At 65.4% G+C, this 16,934-nt stretch carries 10 protein-coding genes and 1 rRNA gene; 5 read left to right on the top strand and 6 right to left on the bottom strand.

Annotation, left to right across the window (positions count from 1 at the left end):
* Positions 1-478 precede the first annotated feature (478 nt).
* The 5 genes from F2P45_RS32635 to F2P45_RS32615 form a co-directional block, all read right to left on the bottom strand.
* Positions 479-2,125: a carbamoyltransferase family protein gene (locus F2P45_RS32635; RefSeq protein WP_229505421.1), complete on the bottom strand. Its 1,647-nt coding sequence runs from the start codon at positions 2,123-2,125 to the stop codon at positions 479-481.
* On the bottom strand, positions 2,125-2,376 hold the full coding sequence (locus tag F2P45_RS32630) for a hypothetical protein (RefSeq protein WP_166882366.1): 252 nt from the start codon (positions 2,374-2,376) through the stop codon (positions 2,125-2,127). Before F2P45_RS32630 ends, F2P45_RS32635 begins: the two co-directional genes overlap by 1 nt.
* The gene (locus F2P45_RS32625; protein WP_166882374.1) at positions 2,373-3,548 is read right to left on the bottom strand and encodes a serine hydrolase domain-containing protein; all 1,176 of its coding nucleotides are present in this window, start codon (positions 3,546-3,548) and stop codon (positions 2,373-2,375) included. The genes F2P45_RS32630 and F2P45_RS32625 overlap by 4 nt, the downstream gene beginning before the upstream one ends.
* Before the next feature lie 218 nt (positions 3,549-3,766).
* Positions 3,767-5,185, bottom strand: coding sequence for a hypothetical protein (locus F2P45_RS32620; protein ID WP_166882373.1), 1,419 nt, complete (start codon positions 5,183-5,185; stop codon positions 3,767-3,769).
* The gene (locus F2P45_RS32615) at positions 5,182-6,444 is read right to left on the bottom strand and encodes an SPFH domain-containing protein (RefSeq protein ID WP_166882372.1); all 1,263 of its coding nucleotides are present in this window, start codon (positions 6,442-6,444) and stop codon (positions 5,182-5,184) included. The genes F2P45_RS32620 and F2P45_RS32615 overlap by 4 nt, the downstream gene beginning before the upstream one ends.
* A gap of 341 nt (positions 6,445-6,785) precedes the next feature.
* Here F2P45_RS32615 and F2P45_RS32610 point away from each other — a divergent pair, with 341 nt between their 5' ends.
* The 5 genes from F2P45_RS32610 to F2P45_RS32590 all read left to right on the top strand — a co-directional run bounded on the left by F2P45_RS32610 (position 6,786) and on the right by F2P45_RS32590 (position 16,702).
* Positions 6,786-7,466 (top strand): response regulator transcription factor, encoded by a 681-nt coding sequence (locus F2P45_RS32610; RefSeq protein ID WP_166882371.1) that lies wholly within the window; start codon positions 6,786-6,788, stop codon positions 7,464-7,466.
* Positions 7,467-9,569, top strand: a complete 2,103-nt coding sequence (locus F2P45_RS32605; RefSeq protein ID WP_166882370.1) for a sensor histidine kinase — start codon at positions 7,467-7,469, stop codon at positions 9,567-9,569.
* Between the two features lie 74 nt (positions 9,570-9,643).
* Positions 9,644-12,772, top strand: coding sequence for a hypothetical protein (locus F2P45_RS32600; RefSeq protein WP_166882369.1), 3,129 nt, complete (start codon positions 9,644-9,646; stop codon positions 12,770-12,772).
* Entirely contained in the window at positions 12,769-14,433 is a 1,665-nt protein-coding gene (locus F2P45_RS32595; RefSeq protein WP_166882368.1) for an SWIM zinc finger family protein, read from the top strand. Before F2P45_RS32600 ends, F2P45_RS32595 begins: the two co-directional genes overlap by 4 nt.
* A 355-nt stretch (positions 14,434-14,788) precedes the next feature.
* On the top strand, positions 14,789-16,702 hold the full coding sequence (locus F2P45_RS32590; protein WP_166882367.1) for a reverse transcriptase family protein: 1,914 nt from the start codon (positions 14,789-14,791) through the stop codon (positions 16,700-16,702).
* Between the two features lie 119 nt (positions 16,703-16,821).
* Here the strand turns inward: F2P45_RS32590 and rrf are convergent.
* Positions 16,822-16,934 (bottom strand): 5S ribosomal RNA (gene rrf, locus F2P45_RS32585).

The following is a 16,934-nucleotide window of genomic DNA, read 5'->3' as shown; positions in this document are numbered from 1 at the left end:
AAACTCTTCAGTTCAATCTCTGTTTAATGTCCTTGCGGACAGATCGCTCACTCAAAATACTGACAAGCTCATCTTTCGATGCGCCGTGTTTCTTTTTTGTGAACATTTGATAATTTAAGTATTCAACGTCGCTTGCGCTTCGTTGGCACCTTCATCAAACGCCCACACTTATCGACTGTTAATTGTTAAAGAACTTGTTCGGTACCGCCTTCTGCCGTTTGCTACGAAGCGTTGTGTTCGTTGCAGCAGAGAGATGAGATTATGCGGCGTTTTGCGTTTTTCGTCAACCTCTTTTTGTTACTTCGCATCTTTCGAAACGCCCCTGAACTGTCCGCCAACTACTTGATTTCGTTAACGTTTTCTTCGGGGAGGCGAACTATAGCAAACCCCCTGCCAGCTTGGCAAGGAGGTTTTATGCAGCCTGCCATCGGGCTCACATTTTCGCAACGCGAACGCCTTCCTCCGACGCGCCTCGCACTTATGTGTGACGCTCGAATGCACTACCGGCCAGCAGCCCATCTCCGCCCCGCTTTCGCAGCAAGAAGGGCGGCATCGCCAGCGCATGAATCGGCGTGCGGCGGAACGTCTCTACCGCCTCCGCCGGCGTTTCGACAATCGGTTCTTCCCTGCGGTTGAACGAGGTGTTTAACAGCACCGGCACGCCGGTCCGCGCTTCGAACTCGTGCAACAAGGCGCGCAAAAAGGGATCGTCATCCGGCCCCACCGTTTGCAGGCGCGCCGTGCCGTCGACATGCGTGACTGCCGGAATGACCCGCGCCGCCCTCTCGCGTACGGGAGCGGCGTACTGCATGAACGGCACCGGCCGGCATACGTCGAAAAACTCTTCCGCACGTTCAAGCAGCACCATCGGCGCCAGCGGACGAAACCATTCGCGCTGCTTGATCCGCGCATTGATATCGTCGCGCATCGCACCGTCGCGCGGGTCGCCCAGAATACTGCGGTGTCCGAGCGCACGCGGACCGAATTCGCTGCGGCCCTGGAACAGCGCCACCACGCGCGCCGCGCACAGCAGGTCGACCATGCGCGCGCACATGGCGCCAGCATCGTCGATGCGCTCGATCAGCAAGTCGGCGCAACTCTGCGCGGCGGCCTCGATCCGGGCAGCCAGCGGCTCCGGCCCCATGTAGTCGCTGGTCCAGCGGAAATCGCAGGCTGCCCCGCCCAGTTCGGTCAAGCCGTACAGGGCGCAGCCGATGGCCGTGCCCGCGTCGCTCGGCGCCGGTGGAATGAACACGCGGCGAAACGGCGTTTCGCGCAGCAGGCGCTCGTTGGCCGAACAGTTCAGCCCGGTGCCGCCAGCGAAGCACAGGTTGGGCGCGCCAGTCGTGGCATGCAGCCAGCGCGCCACCTCCAGCAGCGCCTCTTCGAACGCCCGCTGCCCCGCTGCGGCCAGATTGGCGATGTCGGCAAAGCGCGCATCATCCGCCCCGCCATAGCGAAAGCGCCCGCGCTCGCCAAACAGGTCGCGCCAGCGCTGGGGGATCGTGACCTGCCCGTCGCGCACATCAAGCGGCGGCAGGCGCAGCGCCGTCGCCTTGCCATGCGGCGCCAGGCCCATGACCTTGCCTTCGTTGCCCTCGCCCGGAAACATCGCCTGCGTCAGCAGGAAATAGAACATGCCCAGTCCCACCGGCTGCCGCTCGTCGCGATTCCACAGCTGCTTGCCGAGACACTCAACCCGCTGGCGGCCCGCGCGGTAGAACGACGCCACCTCGCACCAGTCGTCCGGCACAGGGGCAGCGCCCGCCCAGGTTTCGGTCAGGTCGGCCACGCGGCTACCCTGGCCGTCGATGATCATCACGGCGGCATCATCGAAAGGGGAAGGATGGAACGCACTATATAGATGCGAGAGGTGATGCGAGATGCGCGCGCGCCGGCAACCGGGCGCCAGCGCCAGCGTGTCGGCCAGTTCGCGCTCGTACTCGGCTACCCGGGCGAACTCGGCATCGCACGAGTAGCACTCGACCAGAATATCGATGGGCGCATCGAGCCCGGGCAGGCGCGCCGCGTAAATCTGGCGAACATCGTCGAGCCGCCCCCAGTGATGCTTGTGCCGCGTCAGGCGTTCTTTTTGAATCGCCCAGGCCAGCTCGGACCCGTGCATCAGGCAAATACTTGCGTCCTGCGTCCGGTTAATGCCAAGAACCACAGGCGCGCCGCCGCCCCCGCCTTGCCTTGCTGACTGCTTCCACATGATGCCGCCTCCGCCCAAAGAAGTGAGTACACCTGGTTGGAGCGGCCGGCGGCATGTAAGTTCAACATCGATTCAAACGCAAATTCAGGATCTTGCCAGCGGGAGAAGCCGCTGATCGCATCAGGCCGGTCCGCGGTCTTTCCCGCTGCAAGGTTTTTCAACCCGCCAGTTTCGCGCCGATAAGAAGATCCTCGATGATGGAGGATCGGAATGCGCTTGTTTCTTCCGTGCCGTCGATATTCATCAACACGGCCACGGCTTGGCTGTGATCGTCCGTCAGGGCGACCATGTTTGAAGCGCCATTGTCGGTGCCGGTATGGCCAACGACCTTTCGTTTCTTTGTTTCCTCATCAGTCCAGCCCAGCCCTTGGTAGGGATATATCTTTCGACCCACTTGCCGGCGCAACATCTCACGCACCGCATTCGGAGACAGAATGGCATTCCTGACCTGTCGCTGCTCCAGCATTGCGTGGAGCGATGTTGCCAGATCACTCACCGAGCAACGAAGCATGCCGGCAGGCACGTCCGGGTAGCCGTCTTGCGGCAGTTCCACGTACGCATCGTTCTCAAACCTGTAGGGCTTGGCAAGAGCATCCGCTGCAAATTCCTTGAGGTACCAATGCGCGTTGGTAATACGAAGGGGTGAGAGGATGTTCTCTTCCACATAGGAAGAAAAGCTCTGCTTGCTAACGGCCTCGACCACATAGCCGGCCAAGGCCGCACCAACGTTGCTGTAATCCCATTTTGCGCCGGGTCCGGACTTGAGGAAGGAGGTGTCGGGATAGTAGGCGCCGCCACCTTTCACGAGGTAATCCCTGAGGAAGCTCGACAGACTTTGTATTGGATCGCCTTCGCCCGAAAAATCCCCATGCCCCTCGTCCGATATGCTGGACGTGTGGGTGATGAGATGGTGGGGCGTGATCGCCAGACGTGGATGGTTGGGGTTTCTGACGGGAAAGTCGATGAACTCGTTAATATCGTCGTGCAAATCATACCCGCGGCGCTCGAACAATTGCACAAGAGCGGATGCGGTAAACAGTTTGCTGACCGAGGCGAGATGCATGGGCGTTTGAACCGTCATCTTTCGCTGATTCTGGAGATCAGCGAAGCCGAAAGATGCCGCATACCGCACAGCTTTGCTTGCCGACGTGATGGCAAATGAGGCACCGACCACCTTGGCAGCCTTCATGCGTGCGGGGACTCCCGCCTCGAAATCCCGTCGCCATTTCTCGAACGAGCCACTTTTTTCTTCAGTCGCCAAGCCAGGGGATGCCTGCGGCGCCAACACGCCGGCCAATCCCATCTTGATCAATGACCGCCTGGTTAAAAACATGATGAGTCGCCTTTGTCAGCCTGAAGTTTGCATAAAAAGAGCAAGAATGCCGTCATTGAGATGGCCTGACGCGGTCAAATTCTAATCCCTGCGCCCACGCTGTGGCGATGTTTTTCTCCAGGTTGTCAAAACAAGTGGAAGACGCACGATCCCCTCTCTTGCGACGGCCGTCGAGCCGCCCCGGTGATGCGTGTCGACTATGCAGGTTGACGATCCATTTAACGCAGGCTCAGGGTCTGGCGCTTCCATGCCGGATCTTGCCAGCGGTAAAAGCCACTGAGCGCATCGGGCCGGTCCGCCGTCTTTTCCACCGCCAGGGTCTCGATGTCGACAATCTCGAACGAACGCTTGATGCGCCCCTCGATCCGTGCCTCGCGCGCCACCAGCACCTTGGGCGATCCCGGCACCCAGCCGGCAAACTCGGCGTACCCCAGGGTCGGTTCGATCGGCGCCGGCGGCAGCACATCGATGCGCCAGCCGCTGGCGCCGCGATGGAACAGCCACAGTTCGCGCCAGCCATCGAGCGGCTGCACCGCCAGCGCCAGCGCGTTCGATTGCGCATTGGCGCGCGCCGACGCATTCCACACGATGCCGTAGGTGCAGCGCGATGCCAGCGGCGCGCGTGCGTCGTGCTGCGGGTCGACCAGCAGCACACAGGTTTCGCCAGGCTGGCCGGGTCGGGTAACCACATTCAGCCCGGCCGGCGCGGCGCCAGGCAGCTCCGCCGCCCAGCGCACGCTGCCGGCGCGCACGGCCGCTTCGGCGTAGGCAGTGCGGTCCTCCTCCGCCAGCTCCGTCTTGTTCACGCTGGCCAGTTCCAGAATCGCGCGGCTAGCCGCATCGGTGGGCGACGCATTCTTGCGCGCCAGCTCGAAGGCGATCGACGACCACACCGCCGCGCGCCGCGTGTACACACGGTTGCGCACATGCTCGGGCAGGTCCTTCACATCGACCTTGTCGAGGACCTCGGCGCGCCACTGATCAAAAGCATTACGCTGCGCCACCTTCAGGGCCGGATCGATGCACTCGTCGCGCGTGAGCCCCAGCGCCGCGCTGGCGCGCTGGGTCGGCGTGGACGCCATCGCCAGCACGCGCCGGAACGCCTCGCCGTCGTAGCAGAGCTGGATCGCGCCTTCGCGCTCGTAGCTGCGAATGACCACCCCGTAGTTGGCCACCACTTCCAGATGCGCCGCCACCACCGCCTCGCTGCGCTTGTCGAGCCGCGAGGAAGCGCGCCGCGCCAGCCGTTCGGCCATGCTGCCCAGGGCGTCGAACACCTCGGCGTCGATGGCGGTGGCCGGCGCGGCCTTCAGGAACGCCGCCGCGTAGCCGATGCCCAGTGCTTCCGCGCCGGGCGTGTCGCGCACGAAGCGCACCACCGCCTTGAGTTCGGGCGCTTGCGCCGGCGCCAGGTCGAGCTGGCGCACGTGGGCCAGACGCACGTAGCCGGCCCGTTCGCGCCGGTGGTCGTAGACCTGCAGGTAATCCATCTTGACCCCACGGATTTCCAGGCTGTCGCCCTGCCACAGCACGGCCTGGGACGGCGCCGAATCGCGCGGCGCGGCGCGCAGCTGCATCTCATCGCGCGTGACGATGGCAAGCGCCGCCGCGGCGCCGAAGGTAGCGAACATGCTCATTGCTCCTCCGCCCCGGTGGCGCCTTCAGGAGCGGCGGCCACGGTGGCGGGTGCCGCCACGCCCTTGCCCTGCCCCAGCAGCGCGGCACCGATAAAGCCGCCGTCGGTCGGCGGCGCGGCGATGATCACCGAGACCTTGTCGGACAATTTGTCGGCCATGGTCTTCTGGATCAGCAGCGGATGGCGCGAGATCACGGCACCGTCACGTTCCATCTGCGCGGTGCTGACCTTGCCGACCACCTCTTGGCGATAGGCTTCGGCGTCGGCCAGCTTGCGGCGCGAATCGGCTTCGCCGGTCGCTTCGATCACGCGCGCCTGGGCCGCACCTTCGGAGGTCTTGATGCGCGAGGTTTTCTCGGCTTCCGCTTCCAGCCGGCGCTGCTCGATCTGTTTCTGCTTGAACGGCAGCACGTGCGCCATGGCCTGCTCCTGCGCCTTGGCCGCGATGATTTGCTCGTTGCCGGCCGCTTCGGCGGCCTTTTCGCGCTTGATCTTGTCGGCGTCGGCTTCGAGCGCGGTCTGCTTGACCTGCTTTTCCTTCAGTTCGAGCGTGTAGCGCATCTTCTCGGTTTGCAGTTCTTCGGCCAGCAGCGTCTCCATCCCGGCCATGTACTCGCGCGGCAGGGTGATTTTGCCGATCGTGACGTGGCGCAGCAAGATGCCGTCGGCCGCCAGCTTGGGTTTCAGTTCGGCCTCGATCGCCTGCTGGATTTCGGCGCGCTTGCTCGAAAAGATCTCGCGCACTGTGTAGCGCGTGACGATTTTGTAGATCACGCCCTGCACCGCCGGGTCGATCACGGCCGTGCGGATATCGTCCGGCAGGGTTTGCGCCACCACCACCAGTTTGGCCGGATCGACCGCATAGCGCACGCTCAGGTCCACGCCCAGCGCCAGCCCTTCGACCGACTGGTACGGCTGTTCGCCGCTGCCGGCCGCCTTGTAGATCTGGTCCAGCGCCGGCAGCTGGCGCAGTTCATGCACGCCGGGTATCAGCACCACGGTGCCGTCGCGCACCACGGTCGCCGCACCGCTCAACTGGTTGATGCGGACGCCGACGTTGCCGCGCTCGATCTTGGCCACCGGCGGATGCTTGACCAGCAAGTAGCCGGCGCCGCCGAGGGCGCACAGCGCCAGCACGCTGCGCAGGCCCGGACGCGGCACCGCGCGCGCGCCGGAACGCACCACCGAGCCGGCGCCCGCCGCACCCTTGGCGAACACCGCACGCACCGCCAACACCATCTTCTTGATCCGATCAAACATTTGCCTCACCTTTTCAGTTGGGGACCTCGAAAAACCTACTGCGCGGCGCCATTTTCGCCCTGCGATGCTCACCGTACCTTCGTACGGCTCCGCTTCTCGCACGAAACTGACGCCGCTCGCTACAGTTTTTCGAAGCCCCCAGTTGTCGGGCCCTGCACCCGCATGACCCTGAGGCGTATCGTGCCCGTCATGGGGTGGAAGTATCAATCCGTGCGCACGGCCAGAACCCTCACCGCGCGGAGCTTTGGCCTCGCCGCGTGAGGAAAAGCTCACAGGCCGCATATGACTTTTCGGTCAAAAGCGGGGATACTGGCATCCTTACCAAACAGCAGGAGCAGCACATGCCCAAAGTGGCCGTCATCGAGGACGACCTCCCGACCAGCAACCAGCTGCGCAGCTGGATCGAGGCGGCCAAACCGGGCATCGTCGTCGACCAGTGGTTCAGCCGCGACGAGGCCGAGGCGGCGATCGCGCGCGAGCGCTACGACCTGGTGGTGCTCGACATCGAACTGGGGCGCGAGCGCCATGCGGGGGTGGCCATCATCAACGCCATCAACAAGAAGCACGCGACCCCGGTGCTGGTGGTGTCGGCCATGCCGGCCACGATCTACCGCAGCATCATGAAGGCGCTCGACGCCTGGGACTACCTGCAGAAGGCCACCTTCGAGGAGGCCGACTTCACCGACACATTCCTCGAGATCCTGCGCGCGGTCAAAGAGCGCGACAAGCCGGCCCTGGACGCCGACGAACTGGCCATGGACCCGCTGCGCCAGCGTTCGCCCACCTGGCGCGGCCAGCGCATCAACCTGCCGCTGACGGCGCAGCGCATCCTGGCGGCCCTGTTCGCGCGGCGCGGCCAGGTGGTGTCGTACGAGGAGCTGTACGAGGTGGTCAAGAGTGGGCGCAACCGCGACAACATCCGCAAGCACGTGAGTACCATCCGCGACGCCTTTCGCGAGATCGACCCGGCCTTCGAATGCATCGAGAACGTGCCGATGCGCGGTTTTCGCTGGGCCGACTGAATGACGCAGCGTCGGCGCTGGTTCGTGCCCTACCGCCTGCGCATCCTGCTGCGCGCGGCCTTTCTGCTGCTCGCTCTTGCCACCCTGGGCCTGGCCGTCTCGGTGCTGCAGCAGGAAAAGCAGCTCAGTTACAGCAACTACCAGACCAGCTTCCGCAAGACCGGGGAGCAGATCAGCGCCACCCTGCGCCATCCGGCCGGACAGCTTGCCCTGCTCAATCCCCCGCTGGCCGGGGCGGCCGACGCGGGTCTGCGCCCGCTGCTCCTCCCCTTTCCCGCGCTCGACTTCGACGACCAGCAAAAGGTGCAGCAAGCGGTGGCCATGTCGGGCTGCATGCGCCAATTCGGCCCCAGCGCCAGCCTGTGCGCGGCGATCGGCAACAACCCCTGGGCCGGGGGCTTCATCTACGTGGCCGGCAATGTCGACCTGGCGCGCCTGGTCTCGCACCGCAGCGGCGACGAAGTGCTGAACCAGTCGCACCGGGTGCGCGTGAGCGTGTCGCTGCGCGGGCGTACTTACCAGTGGATCGCCCCTTTCGAGGAAGATCCGCGCCAGCCGGGCGGCCCCTACGCCCCCCTGCGCGGCAGGCTGACCGGCTTCAACGCGGCCGACGAAGGCCGCAAGCACACCCGCCCCGTCAAGGACTTCCGCGGCTGGATATGGCAGAACGCGCAGTGCAACGAGCCGGCCGCCGGCGCCAGTCCGGACACCTGCCTGCGCAATGCCTTCTTTTCGGTACGCCTGCCGGTCAGCGTGCTGCAGGAAGACCTGTTCGGCAGCGACAGTACCAGCGAACGCAAAACCTGGCCGCCGCGCGACCTGGACAAGATCCGCGTGAGCGTGATGGTGCTGGCCCCCGGCGCTGGCGCAGTGGTGCTCGACAGCGACAAGGCCAGCGCGGCGAGCGGTTTCTCGCTGGCCGACCTGGCGCCCATGCTGCTGCCGGGTGAAACGCTGCGCATCGAGAAAGTCGGTGCCGCCGCTGGTACGGCGCCGCTGATCAAGCTGGCCGGCGCCAGCGACGCCGAGGACGCGTCGCAGCACTTTCTCACGGCCCTGATCCGGCGCCTGCCGGTCGACACTTACGACACCCCGCTGAGCGCCACCCATCGCATCGCCACGCCGCTGGGCAGCTACGACGTGGTGCTGGCCGGCGACGTGCGCAGCGTCAGCCAGAGCCTGGGCGTGGTGGCCAGCCGCATGGCCTGGTTCGTCGGCGCCATGCTGCTGGCGTTAATGCTGGCGTGGCTGGTGATCGAAATCGGCATCATCAGCCGCATCAAGGAACTGATCGAGCGCGCCGATTCGGTGGCGCGCACGGTCAAGGAACGCGGCGACGCGTCGCAGCCCGACCTGTCCGACCTGCGCGGCGACGATGAACTGGGCGTTCTGGCCAGCTGCCTGCACGACCTGCTGCGCCGCGTGCGCGAAGATGTCGAGCGCGAAGCCATCCGCACCGAGCAGGAACGCGACATGTGGCACGCGGTCGGGCACGAGATCATGTCGCCGCTGCAGTCGCTCATGGCGCTGCACGGCACCGATGGGGGCGACGGCAACCAGAGCGCGCGCTACGTGCTGCGCATGCAGCAGGCGATCCGCGTGCTGTACGGACGCGCCTCGCCCAGCGAAGCGTTCCAGTCGACCGTGCTGCAGGTGGCTGAAATCGACCTGGCCGCCTTTTTGCACAACGTGGCCGCCAACGCCCCCTGCGCCGGCATCACCGGCGTCGTCTTCCACGGCGCGCCGCAGGCGGTGCTGGTGCGGGCCGACGAATATTCGCTGGAAGACGTGGTCACGCATGTGCTGGTGAACGCACAGCGCTACCGCCTTCCCGGCACCAGCATCGAGATCACGCTCGAGGCCAGCGAAACGGCCGCCAGCGTCACCATCGCCAATCGCGGCCCGAGCATCGCCGGGGATGTCATCGGCACCATTTTCGAATACGGCGTGTCGGACCAGGAAGAAGCCGGCGCGCACGGCAACCGCGGCCAGGGCCTGTTCGTGGCCAGGACCTACATGGCCAAGATGGGCGGCACCATCGTGGCCAGGAACCTCGACGACGGCGTCGCCTTCGTGCTCACCTTGCAGCGTGGCGCCGCCTAGAATTTGATTGCCTGATTTACAAGCAGTTCTGCGCCGGGTTACTATTCACCTCTATTCAATCATGGGCAGACGCGGTGAGACTGATTCGTACAATCCGCCTGGTACGCAGGCAAAAACATAGCGCAGTCCAGTGCGAAATCGACCTGTGCGAACTGCCCGATGGCGACGCGCGCTATCTCGTGAACGTGCGCCAGGGCCGCAGCGGCGACGACTGGCGCGAGCGCACGCGCACCCCGCAGCCGGTCGACCTGGCAGCGGCGGAGCACCTGTTTGCCCAAGTGCTGGCCGAACGCCAGGCGCAGGGTTTCACCGATGCGCAAGCCCTGCCGCCCGCGCAGGCGGACGACATCGCGCCAGCGGCAGCGCTTGACCCCGAGCGGCGCGCGGCCGACGCCGTGCCGCTTGGACGGCTCGACCCCGGCGTGTGGCGGCGCCTCAAAGACCCGCAGCGCACCCGCACCGTATGGCGCATCGGCGAACGGCGCCTGGCGGCCGTGGTGCCGCTGATGGTCAGCCTGATCGGGCGCGGCACCACGGCGCTCGACTACTGCCTGGCCTGGGCCATCGGCCGCTGCGGCGACACCGGCGCGTCCCAGGCCATGCTCGAACTGTCCACGCGCGGCAGCTCGGACGCGGTCTGCCGCATCGCCAGACAGGCGTGGCTGCAACTGGCAGACGAAGCTGAACTGCGCCGGCACGCCGCACAACTGGCAGCCGCCTGGCCTGCGCACCTGCGCGACGCCTGGGCCGCGCGCGACCAGGAAGCCATTGCGCAGCTATGCACGCAATCGGATCAATGGAGCACGCTGTCGCTGTCGGACTGGCTCGAACAGCTCGACCAGGTGGCGCTGGCCGACCCGCTGGCGCGCATCATCCTGCTGGCGCAACTGCGCCAGGTGCCGCTGCGCGCGGGTAGCTTCCGCGCGGTGCGGCATATTTACAAGGCCGCCGAAATGCGCGAGGATGGCGAGCTGTTTGGCCTGATCCACCAGCGTTTCGAAACCACTCCGGCCCAGACCTCAAGCACCTATGTGCGGGTCGAGCGCAAATGGGTGCCGTACGCCGAGATGGCGGCGCGCCCCGACAGCACGGTGGCCTACAGCACGCGCACGCGCGCCTACCTGCTGCTGCGCGGCTGGCGCAAGCTGCGCCGCCTGGCGCAAGACGGCGAGCCGGCCTACGTCGGCATGGCCACCGGCGCGCTGCTGGCGATGGACGACGCCGACGCCGGCCGGCCGTACACGAGCGCCGGCCGCTATTACATGCGCGATGGGCGCTACGTCAGGGACGGCGACCGCAGCCACGACGCTTACAGCCACTGGACCATGTTCAACCGCCTGCTGCGCAGCCATGGCGCATGGACCGGCAACCGCAGCGGGCGCAGTTGGTTCCAGATCGGCCCGATCGTGCCGGCCAGCGGGCGCGAAGAAGCCTTTCCCGCGCTGTGGGACGCGCGCCCCGGCGCCTTGCTGTTGCTGATGCAGCGCAGCCGCTGCGAAGGGGTGCACGCATTTGCCGCGCGCGCCCTGGCCGACAACAGCGCCTTCTGCGCCCAGCTCTCGCTCGACCATCTCGGTACGCTGTTGCGCAGTCCTTACAGCGACACCGCGCGCTTCGCCTTTCAACTGTGCCGCCAGCGCTTCGCCGACGGCGTGCCCGATTCGCGCTGGCTGCAATTGCTGCTGCAATCGAGCCTGCCGGAGGCACGCACCTTCGCACTCGAGTGCATCAGCCGCGCACCCGACCACTACTGCGCCGACGCGCTGCTGGTGGCCACCCTGGCCTGCTCGCCCGATGAGGCGGTGCGCCGCCATGGCCGCATGCTGTGCCAGTGCGCGCTGGCCCTGCCCGGCCAGGCCGACGTCATCGTCCTGCTGCTGCTCGACTGGCTGGACAACTGCGGCGACCTCGATCAGGCCGAGATGGTGGTTCCCGAGATCGCCGCCGACCTGGTCTGGCTGCTCGACCGCCCGCTGCGCGCGGCCGCCGCGCAAGCGCCTTACGCGCGCCTGCTTGCCCTGCTCGGGCACCGCCTGGCCAGCGTGCGCATCGCCGCTGGCGAATGGCTGCTGCGCCATGCCGAACCGGCCGGCGCGATTCCCGCGCTGACCCTGGCGGCGCTGCTGCAAGAGAGCGACGCCGGGGTGCGCGCGGTCGGCATCAAACTATTCAGCGCACTGCCGGAGCAAATGCTGGCCGGCCAGGCCTTGCTGTTCGCCGTGTTCTGCACCCATCCGGACGCCGGCGTGCGGCGCGCCATCGACAGCGCCCTGCTGCGCATCGCCCCCACCGACGCGGTGTTCCGAGCCACCCTGCTGCCGCTGCTGCTCGATACCCTGTTCCACACCGAACCGGCCGAGGGCGTACACGCGGACCTGATCGCATGGATACTGGGGCCGCTCAACTCGGGCGCCGACCATCTCGACCGCGCGCTGCTGGTGCGCCTTTTGTCGGCGCGCAGCAAGGGTGCGCAACTGCTCGGCGCGCAGATGCTGCCGCGCTTCGCCACGACCGATTTCGGCGTGGCCGACTGGGCGCAGTTCGGGCGCAACGAAAACGCCAGCGTGCGGCGCTGGGCCTGCGCCGCCTTTACCGAACATGCATCCCAGGTGCGCGGCCAGATGGAAGCGGCGCTGCGCCTGCTTGACAGCACCTGGGACGATACCCGCGCCTTCGCGCGCGACTTCTTCAGCAGGCAATGCGCGAGCGAAGACTGGACGCCGACCCTGCTGGTGAGCCTGTGCGACCACCTCGACCCCGAGGTGCAGCGCTTCGGGCGCACCATGCTCATGACCCATTTCGACGTCGCCGACGTCACCGAATACATGCTCAAACTTAGCCAGCATCCGTCCGCCAACATGCAGCTGTTCGTGAGCAGCTGGCTGGCCAGCGCAAGCGCCGGCGACCTGCAGAAGCTGGAACGCCTCGAACCGTACTTTTTGAACGTGCTGTCGCAGGTCAACCGAGGGCGCGTGGCCAAGAACCGCGTGCTCGACTTCCTGCGCGCGCAGGCGCATGTGTCGGAAGCGATCGCCTCCTTCGTGGCGCGCCTGTTCGCGCGCCAGGTGCTCACGGTCGCCATCGCCGACAAGGCGCAGTACATCGAGGGCCTGCGCGCAATCCAGGAACGCTTCCCGGCACTGCCGGCAGTGATGACCATCGAGCCGCCGCGTGTGCACGCGAACCTGCGGGGAGCAGCATGAAATTCGAATACCGCTACTACGGCGCTAGCACCGTCAGCAACAGTGCGTCCGCCACCGAGATGCGCTTCGCGCCCGACACCTTGCGCGCGCCGACCCATTTCGTGGCCCAGCTGAACAAGCACATCCCCTTCCGCGAAGCCATCTCCGCGCTGCACGACGTGGTGGTGGCCGACCAGCGTTACCAGCCGCCCGACAAGACCGCATACCTGGCGTGGCGCGCCCAGAACGAAGACCCGGCGCTGGCCGAACTGATCGACCGCAATGCGGACCTGCGCGCGCGCATGGCGCCTCTGAGCGAAGAACTCAAGGAACTGCGGGCCAGGAAAAGCCTCATCCTCAAGCCCTTCGCCGCCGCCCAGTCGAAATACTTCGACTATATATACAAGGCCAATTTCGATACCTGGGTGGTACTCGACCCGGTCATCACGGTGCATCCGGACCGCGTGTTCTTCGAGTGCTTCAGCCGCGACGAGTCGAGCTACGCCTCGCTCAGTTGCAGCCACGAGGTGTTCGACCGGGTGGGCGACTTCGCCTGCGGCACCACCAATGTCGACTACTCGGAAGGGCTGTACGGCGAGTTTCAGAAAATTCGCGACTACAAGACAACCCGGCTGGCGATCGATCCGAGCGGCTTCCAGGTTGCCACCGCCGGCGACCCGTCGTTCAAGGAAGAGAAGATCGACGTGCCCGAAACCTGGGTGCGCGGTTTTCTGCAGGTGAGCAGCGCGATGAACCTGCCTGCGCGCAGGCTCGATCTGCATCCGATGGATGTGCACAATTTTTGCCACCTCCTGCGCCGCAAGAAGGAACGCGTCGGCCCGCGTTCGATCCGTTTCGTCCTCACGCCGGGTGAACCGGTCCGCGCGCTGTTCGAGCCGTGGAACGATGAACTGGTGTGCCGCCGCTCGATCTACCAGGGCAATGCGGCCGAAGAGATCCGCATCTGGGGACGGCGCCGCCTGATGCTGCTCGAACGCCTGATCCCGGTGGCGCACAGCTTTACCGTGCACCTGATGGGCAGCGGCATGCCGAGCTTCTGGATCGCCAACCTGCCCGACATGCAGCTCACGCTCGGCCTGTCCGGCTGGACCGCCAACGACTGGGCGCGGGCTGGCCAGTTCGACCTGCTGGCGCCGCGCGGCGATGTCGACGACGATAGCAAGTCGCGCATTTTCGCGGCGCTGGGGCAGCGCTGGTTCGCCAGCGCCGACCAGCTGGCGGCCGATACCGGCCTGGCGCGCTCGATGGTCGAAAGCGCACTGACCATGTACACCCAGGCCGGGCGCGTGATCTACGACCTGACGCAGGGCGTGTACCGCCTGCGCGAGTTGTCGCGCGAGCCCTTGCCGCTCGACGTGCTGCGCTTTGCCAGCGCGCTGGAAGAAAAGGCGGCGACCCTGCTGGCGGTGCAAAGCCTGAGCGAACAGGCCAGCGAAGCGCTGCCCGAGGGCGGCCTGCGCCTGCGCGCGCGCAGCAAGGAAAACGGACGGCCGTACCAGGTCATGCTGCGGCTCGACGCCGACCGCCGCATCGTCGACGGCAGCTGCGAGTGCAATCACTACACCCAGAACCGCATGCACAAGGGGCCGTGCGTGCACATGCTCGTGCTGCGCATGGACCAGGCCAGGCGCGACGCCGCGCTTGACGCTCATGCGCGATGAACGAACTTTTACTAAACCACGGATTCAAACCAATGCTTGAGGAGCCCGGAATTCACCTGTTATACTCGCATCAACAAGCACGGTGGGATGGCACTTGCAAACCGGACGGCGGATCGCCGTCCACGTTGTCAGCTCTTCCCACGCGTCACTGGCACGCTCTTCACTGTGCCGTACCATCACCAGTAGCGCGACACGGTTTGGCTTCCCTGAAGCCGATCAGCGCTACTGGTGCGGTACGGCGTCGAGTGGAGCGCTCCAGTCCTGCAGGCCCTTCGATGATTGTCCCGCCGTGCTTGGGTAGTTTGCGTTTTACCGACAGTGTTTTCCGTGGTGCTCTTCGCGAGACCAGGACACGATGACTTCCCCTACTCCCTCTCCCTCCGAACTGACGCGCGCGCAGTTGTACGAACGCATACGCGGCAGCTCCAAAGAAGAAGTCGTGCTGACCGAAATGCAGCGCCTGGGCTTCTGGCCGGCCAACAGCGGCCAGCCATCGGTCGAAGCGGACCTGATCCGGCGCGAAACGGAACTCACGCAAGCCTTGCAGAAGCTGGGCAGCGAGCTGCATCACCTGCAAAATCCGGAAGCCGCGCTGCGCATGCTGCGCAAGGAGCGCATGGCCAAGGCCAAGGCGCGGCGCGAGGAAACGCGCCAGAAACGCGCGCTGGCACGCTTCGAAAAAGCCCAGGTGTGGCACCGGCGGCGCGAACACGAGGTGCTGTATCTGGGCGCGGGTGTGTCGGGCGGCTTGAATCACGCTCAAAGCGATGCGGACAAACTGTCCGGGCTGGCGATGCCGGTGCTGCACAAGGCGGAGGAACTGGCGCAGGCGATGGGCATTACCCTGTCGGAGCTGCGCTTCCTGGCGTTCGAGCGGCGCGTTTCGCGCATCAGCCATTACCGGCGCTTTGCGATGCCCAAGAAAACCGGCGGCGAACGGATTATTTCGGCGCCGATGCCGCGCCTGAAACGCGCCCAGTACTGGGTGCTCGATAACGTGCTGGCGCGCGCGCCGTTGCATCAGGCGGCGCACGGTTTCGTACCGGGCCGCTCGATCGTCAGCAACGCCGCGCCGCACGTCGGCCAGGCGGTGGTGATCAATCTGGACTTGAAGGATTTCTTCCCGTCGATCGGCATGCCGCGCATCAAAGGCGTGTTTGCGCAGCTGGGTTACAGCGAACAGGTGGCGACCATCCTGGCGCTGCTGTCGACGGAAGCGGCGACCGATGAAGTGCGCATCGATGGCGAGACGTTTTTTGTCGCGCACAGCGAGCGCGCGCTGCCGCAGGGTGCGCCGAGCAGCCCGGCATTGACGAATATTTTGTGCAAGCGGCTCGATGCGCGCCTGCAGGCTTGCGCGGCCAGGCTGGGTTTTCGCTATACGCGCTATGCCGACGACCTGACGTTTTCGGGCGACGCCCAGGCGCGCAAGCTGGCCGGCAAACTGCTGTGGCGCGCCAAACAGATTGTCATCGACGAAGGCTTCACGCCGCATCCCGACAAGCAGCATGTGATGCGCGATGCGCAGCGGCAGATGGTCACCGGGATCGTGGTCAATCAAAAGCCTTCGCTCGAACGCGAGACCTTGCGGCGTTTTCGCGCCACCCTGTTCCAGGTCGAGAAAGATGGACCCGCGGGCAAGCAGTGGAACGGCAATACGAATGTGATCGACGCGCTGGAAGGGTATGCGCAGTTTTTCAGGATGGTCGATCCGGCCAGGGGCTTGCCGCTGCTGGTGCGTGTGCGCGCGGTGCGGGCGCGTTGGGGAGCGGCCGGCGTCGAGATGAAACTGTCGCAGTCAAAGCGCAGCAGCGCGTTCCGGGCGCTGTCGGCGCAGGGCAAGGCGCCGTGGGATGGCTGGTGGCAGGCCACTGTGGCGTCAACGCCGGTGCTGGAGAAAACCGCCGCGCAGCTGGCCGATGAAAAGAAGGCGCGCAAAGCTGCCGAGGTACCAGCGGCGCCGGTCAACCTGGACAAGCCCGCCGGCGCGAGTACCCGTGTCGCGCGGGCCGCGGCGAGTCCGCCAGTGGCGATCGAAGCGCCTTCGCTCCAGCCTGGTTCCGGCAAGCCGGCAGGTGATAACAGTCTGCACGTAGCGATCGCCGTGCAGGCGGCGCTGGTTCTTGCCTTTGCGCTGGCCACGCAGCGTGTTCTGCCATGCATCTGCATGGCCGTGATCGTGTTTCAATCGGCGATTTTCCGCAAACCGCGATGGGGATGGTTTATCTTTATTGTGGTGGTGTGGAGCGCGCTGATGCTGAAGTGGTAAACGATGGGAGTGCGCGGGCCAGTTGGCCCCGCGCTTGTGCAGCAGATAGTTTGTATAAACTTGCGGACGAAAAAAAACCCGCATGGCTTTCGCTCACACGGGTCTTTCTCTTATAACTAGCCTGACGATGACCTACTTTCACACTGGTTGCAGCACTATCATCGGCGTAAAATCGTTTCACGGTCCTGTTCGGGATGGGAAGGGGTGGTACCGATTTACTATGGTCATCAGG

The organism is Massilia mucilaginosa (assembly GCF_011682145.1).
GTDB classification, from domain to species: Bacteria; Pseudomonadota; Gammaproteobacteria; order Burkholderiales; family Burkholderiaceae_D; genus Telluria_A; species Telluria_A mucilaginosa.
This window is presented reverse-complemented; position numbering and strand designations above follow the sequence as displayed.

Excerpts from the sequence above, each read along its gene's own strand:
- F2P45_RS32605 (WP_166882370.1), top strand. The coding sequence starts at position 7,467 with ATGACGCAGCGTCGGCGCTGGTTCGTGCCCTACCGCCTGCGCATCCTG.
- F2P45_RS32590 (WP_166882367.1), top strand. The coding sequence starts at position 14,789 with ATGACTTCCCCTACTCCCTCTCCCTCCGAACTGACGCGCGCGCAGTTG.
- F2P45_RS32595 (WP_166882368.1), top strand. The coding sequence starts at position 12,769 with ATGAAATTCGAATACCGCTACTACGGCGCTAGCACCGTCAGCAACAGT.
- F2P45_RS32625 (WP_166882374.1), bottom strand. The coding sequence starts at position 3,548 with ATGTTTTTAACCAGGCGGTCATTGATCAAGATGGGATTGGCCGGCGTG.
- F2P45_RS32610 (WP_166882371.1), top strand. The coding sequence starts at position 6,786 with ATGCCCAAAGTGGCCGTCATCGAGGACGACCTCCCGACCAGCAACCAG.
- F2P45_RS32635 (WP_229505421.1), bottom strand. The coding sequence starts at position 2,125 with ATGCACGGGTCCGAGCTGGCCTGGGCGATTCAAAAAGAACGCCTGACG.
- F2P45_RS32620 (WP_166882373.1), bottom strand. The coding sequence starts at position 5,185 with ATGAGCATGTTCGCTACCTTCGGCGCCGCGGCGGCGCTTGCCATCGTC.
- F2P45_RS32615 (WP_166882372.1), bottom strand. The coding sequence starts at position 6,444 with ATGTTTGATCGGATCAAGAAGATGGTGTTGGCGGTGCGTGCGGTGTTC.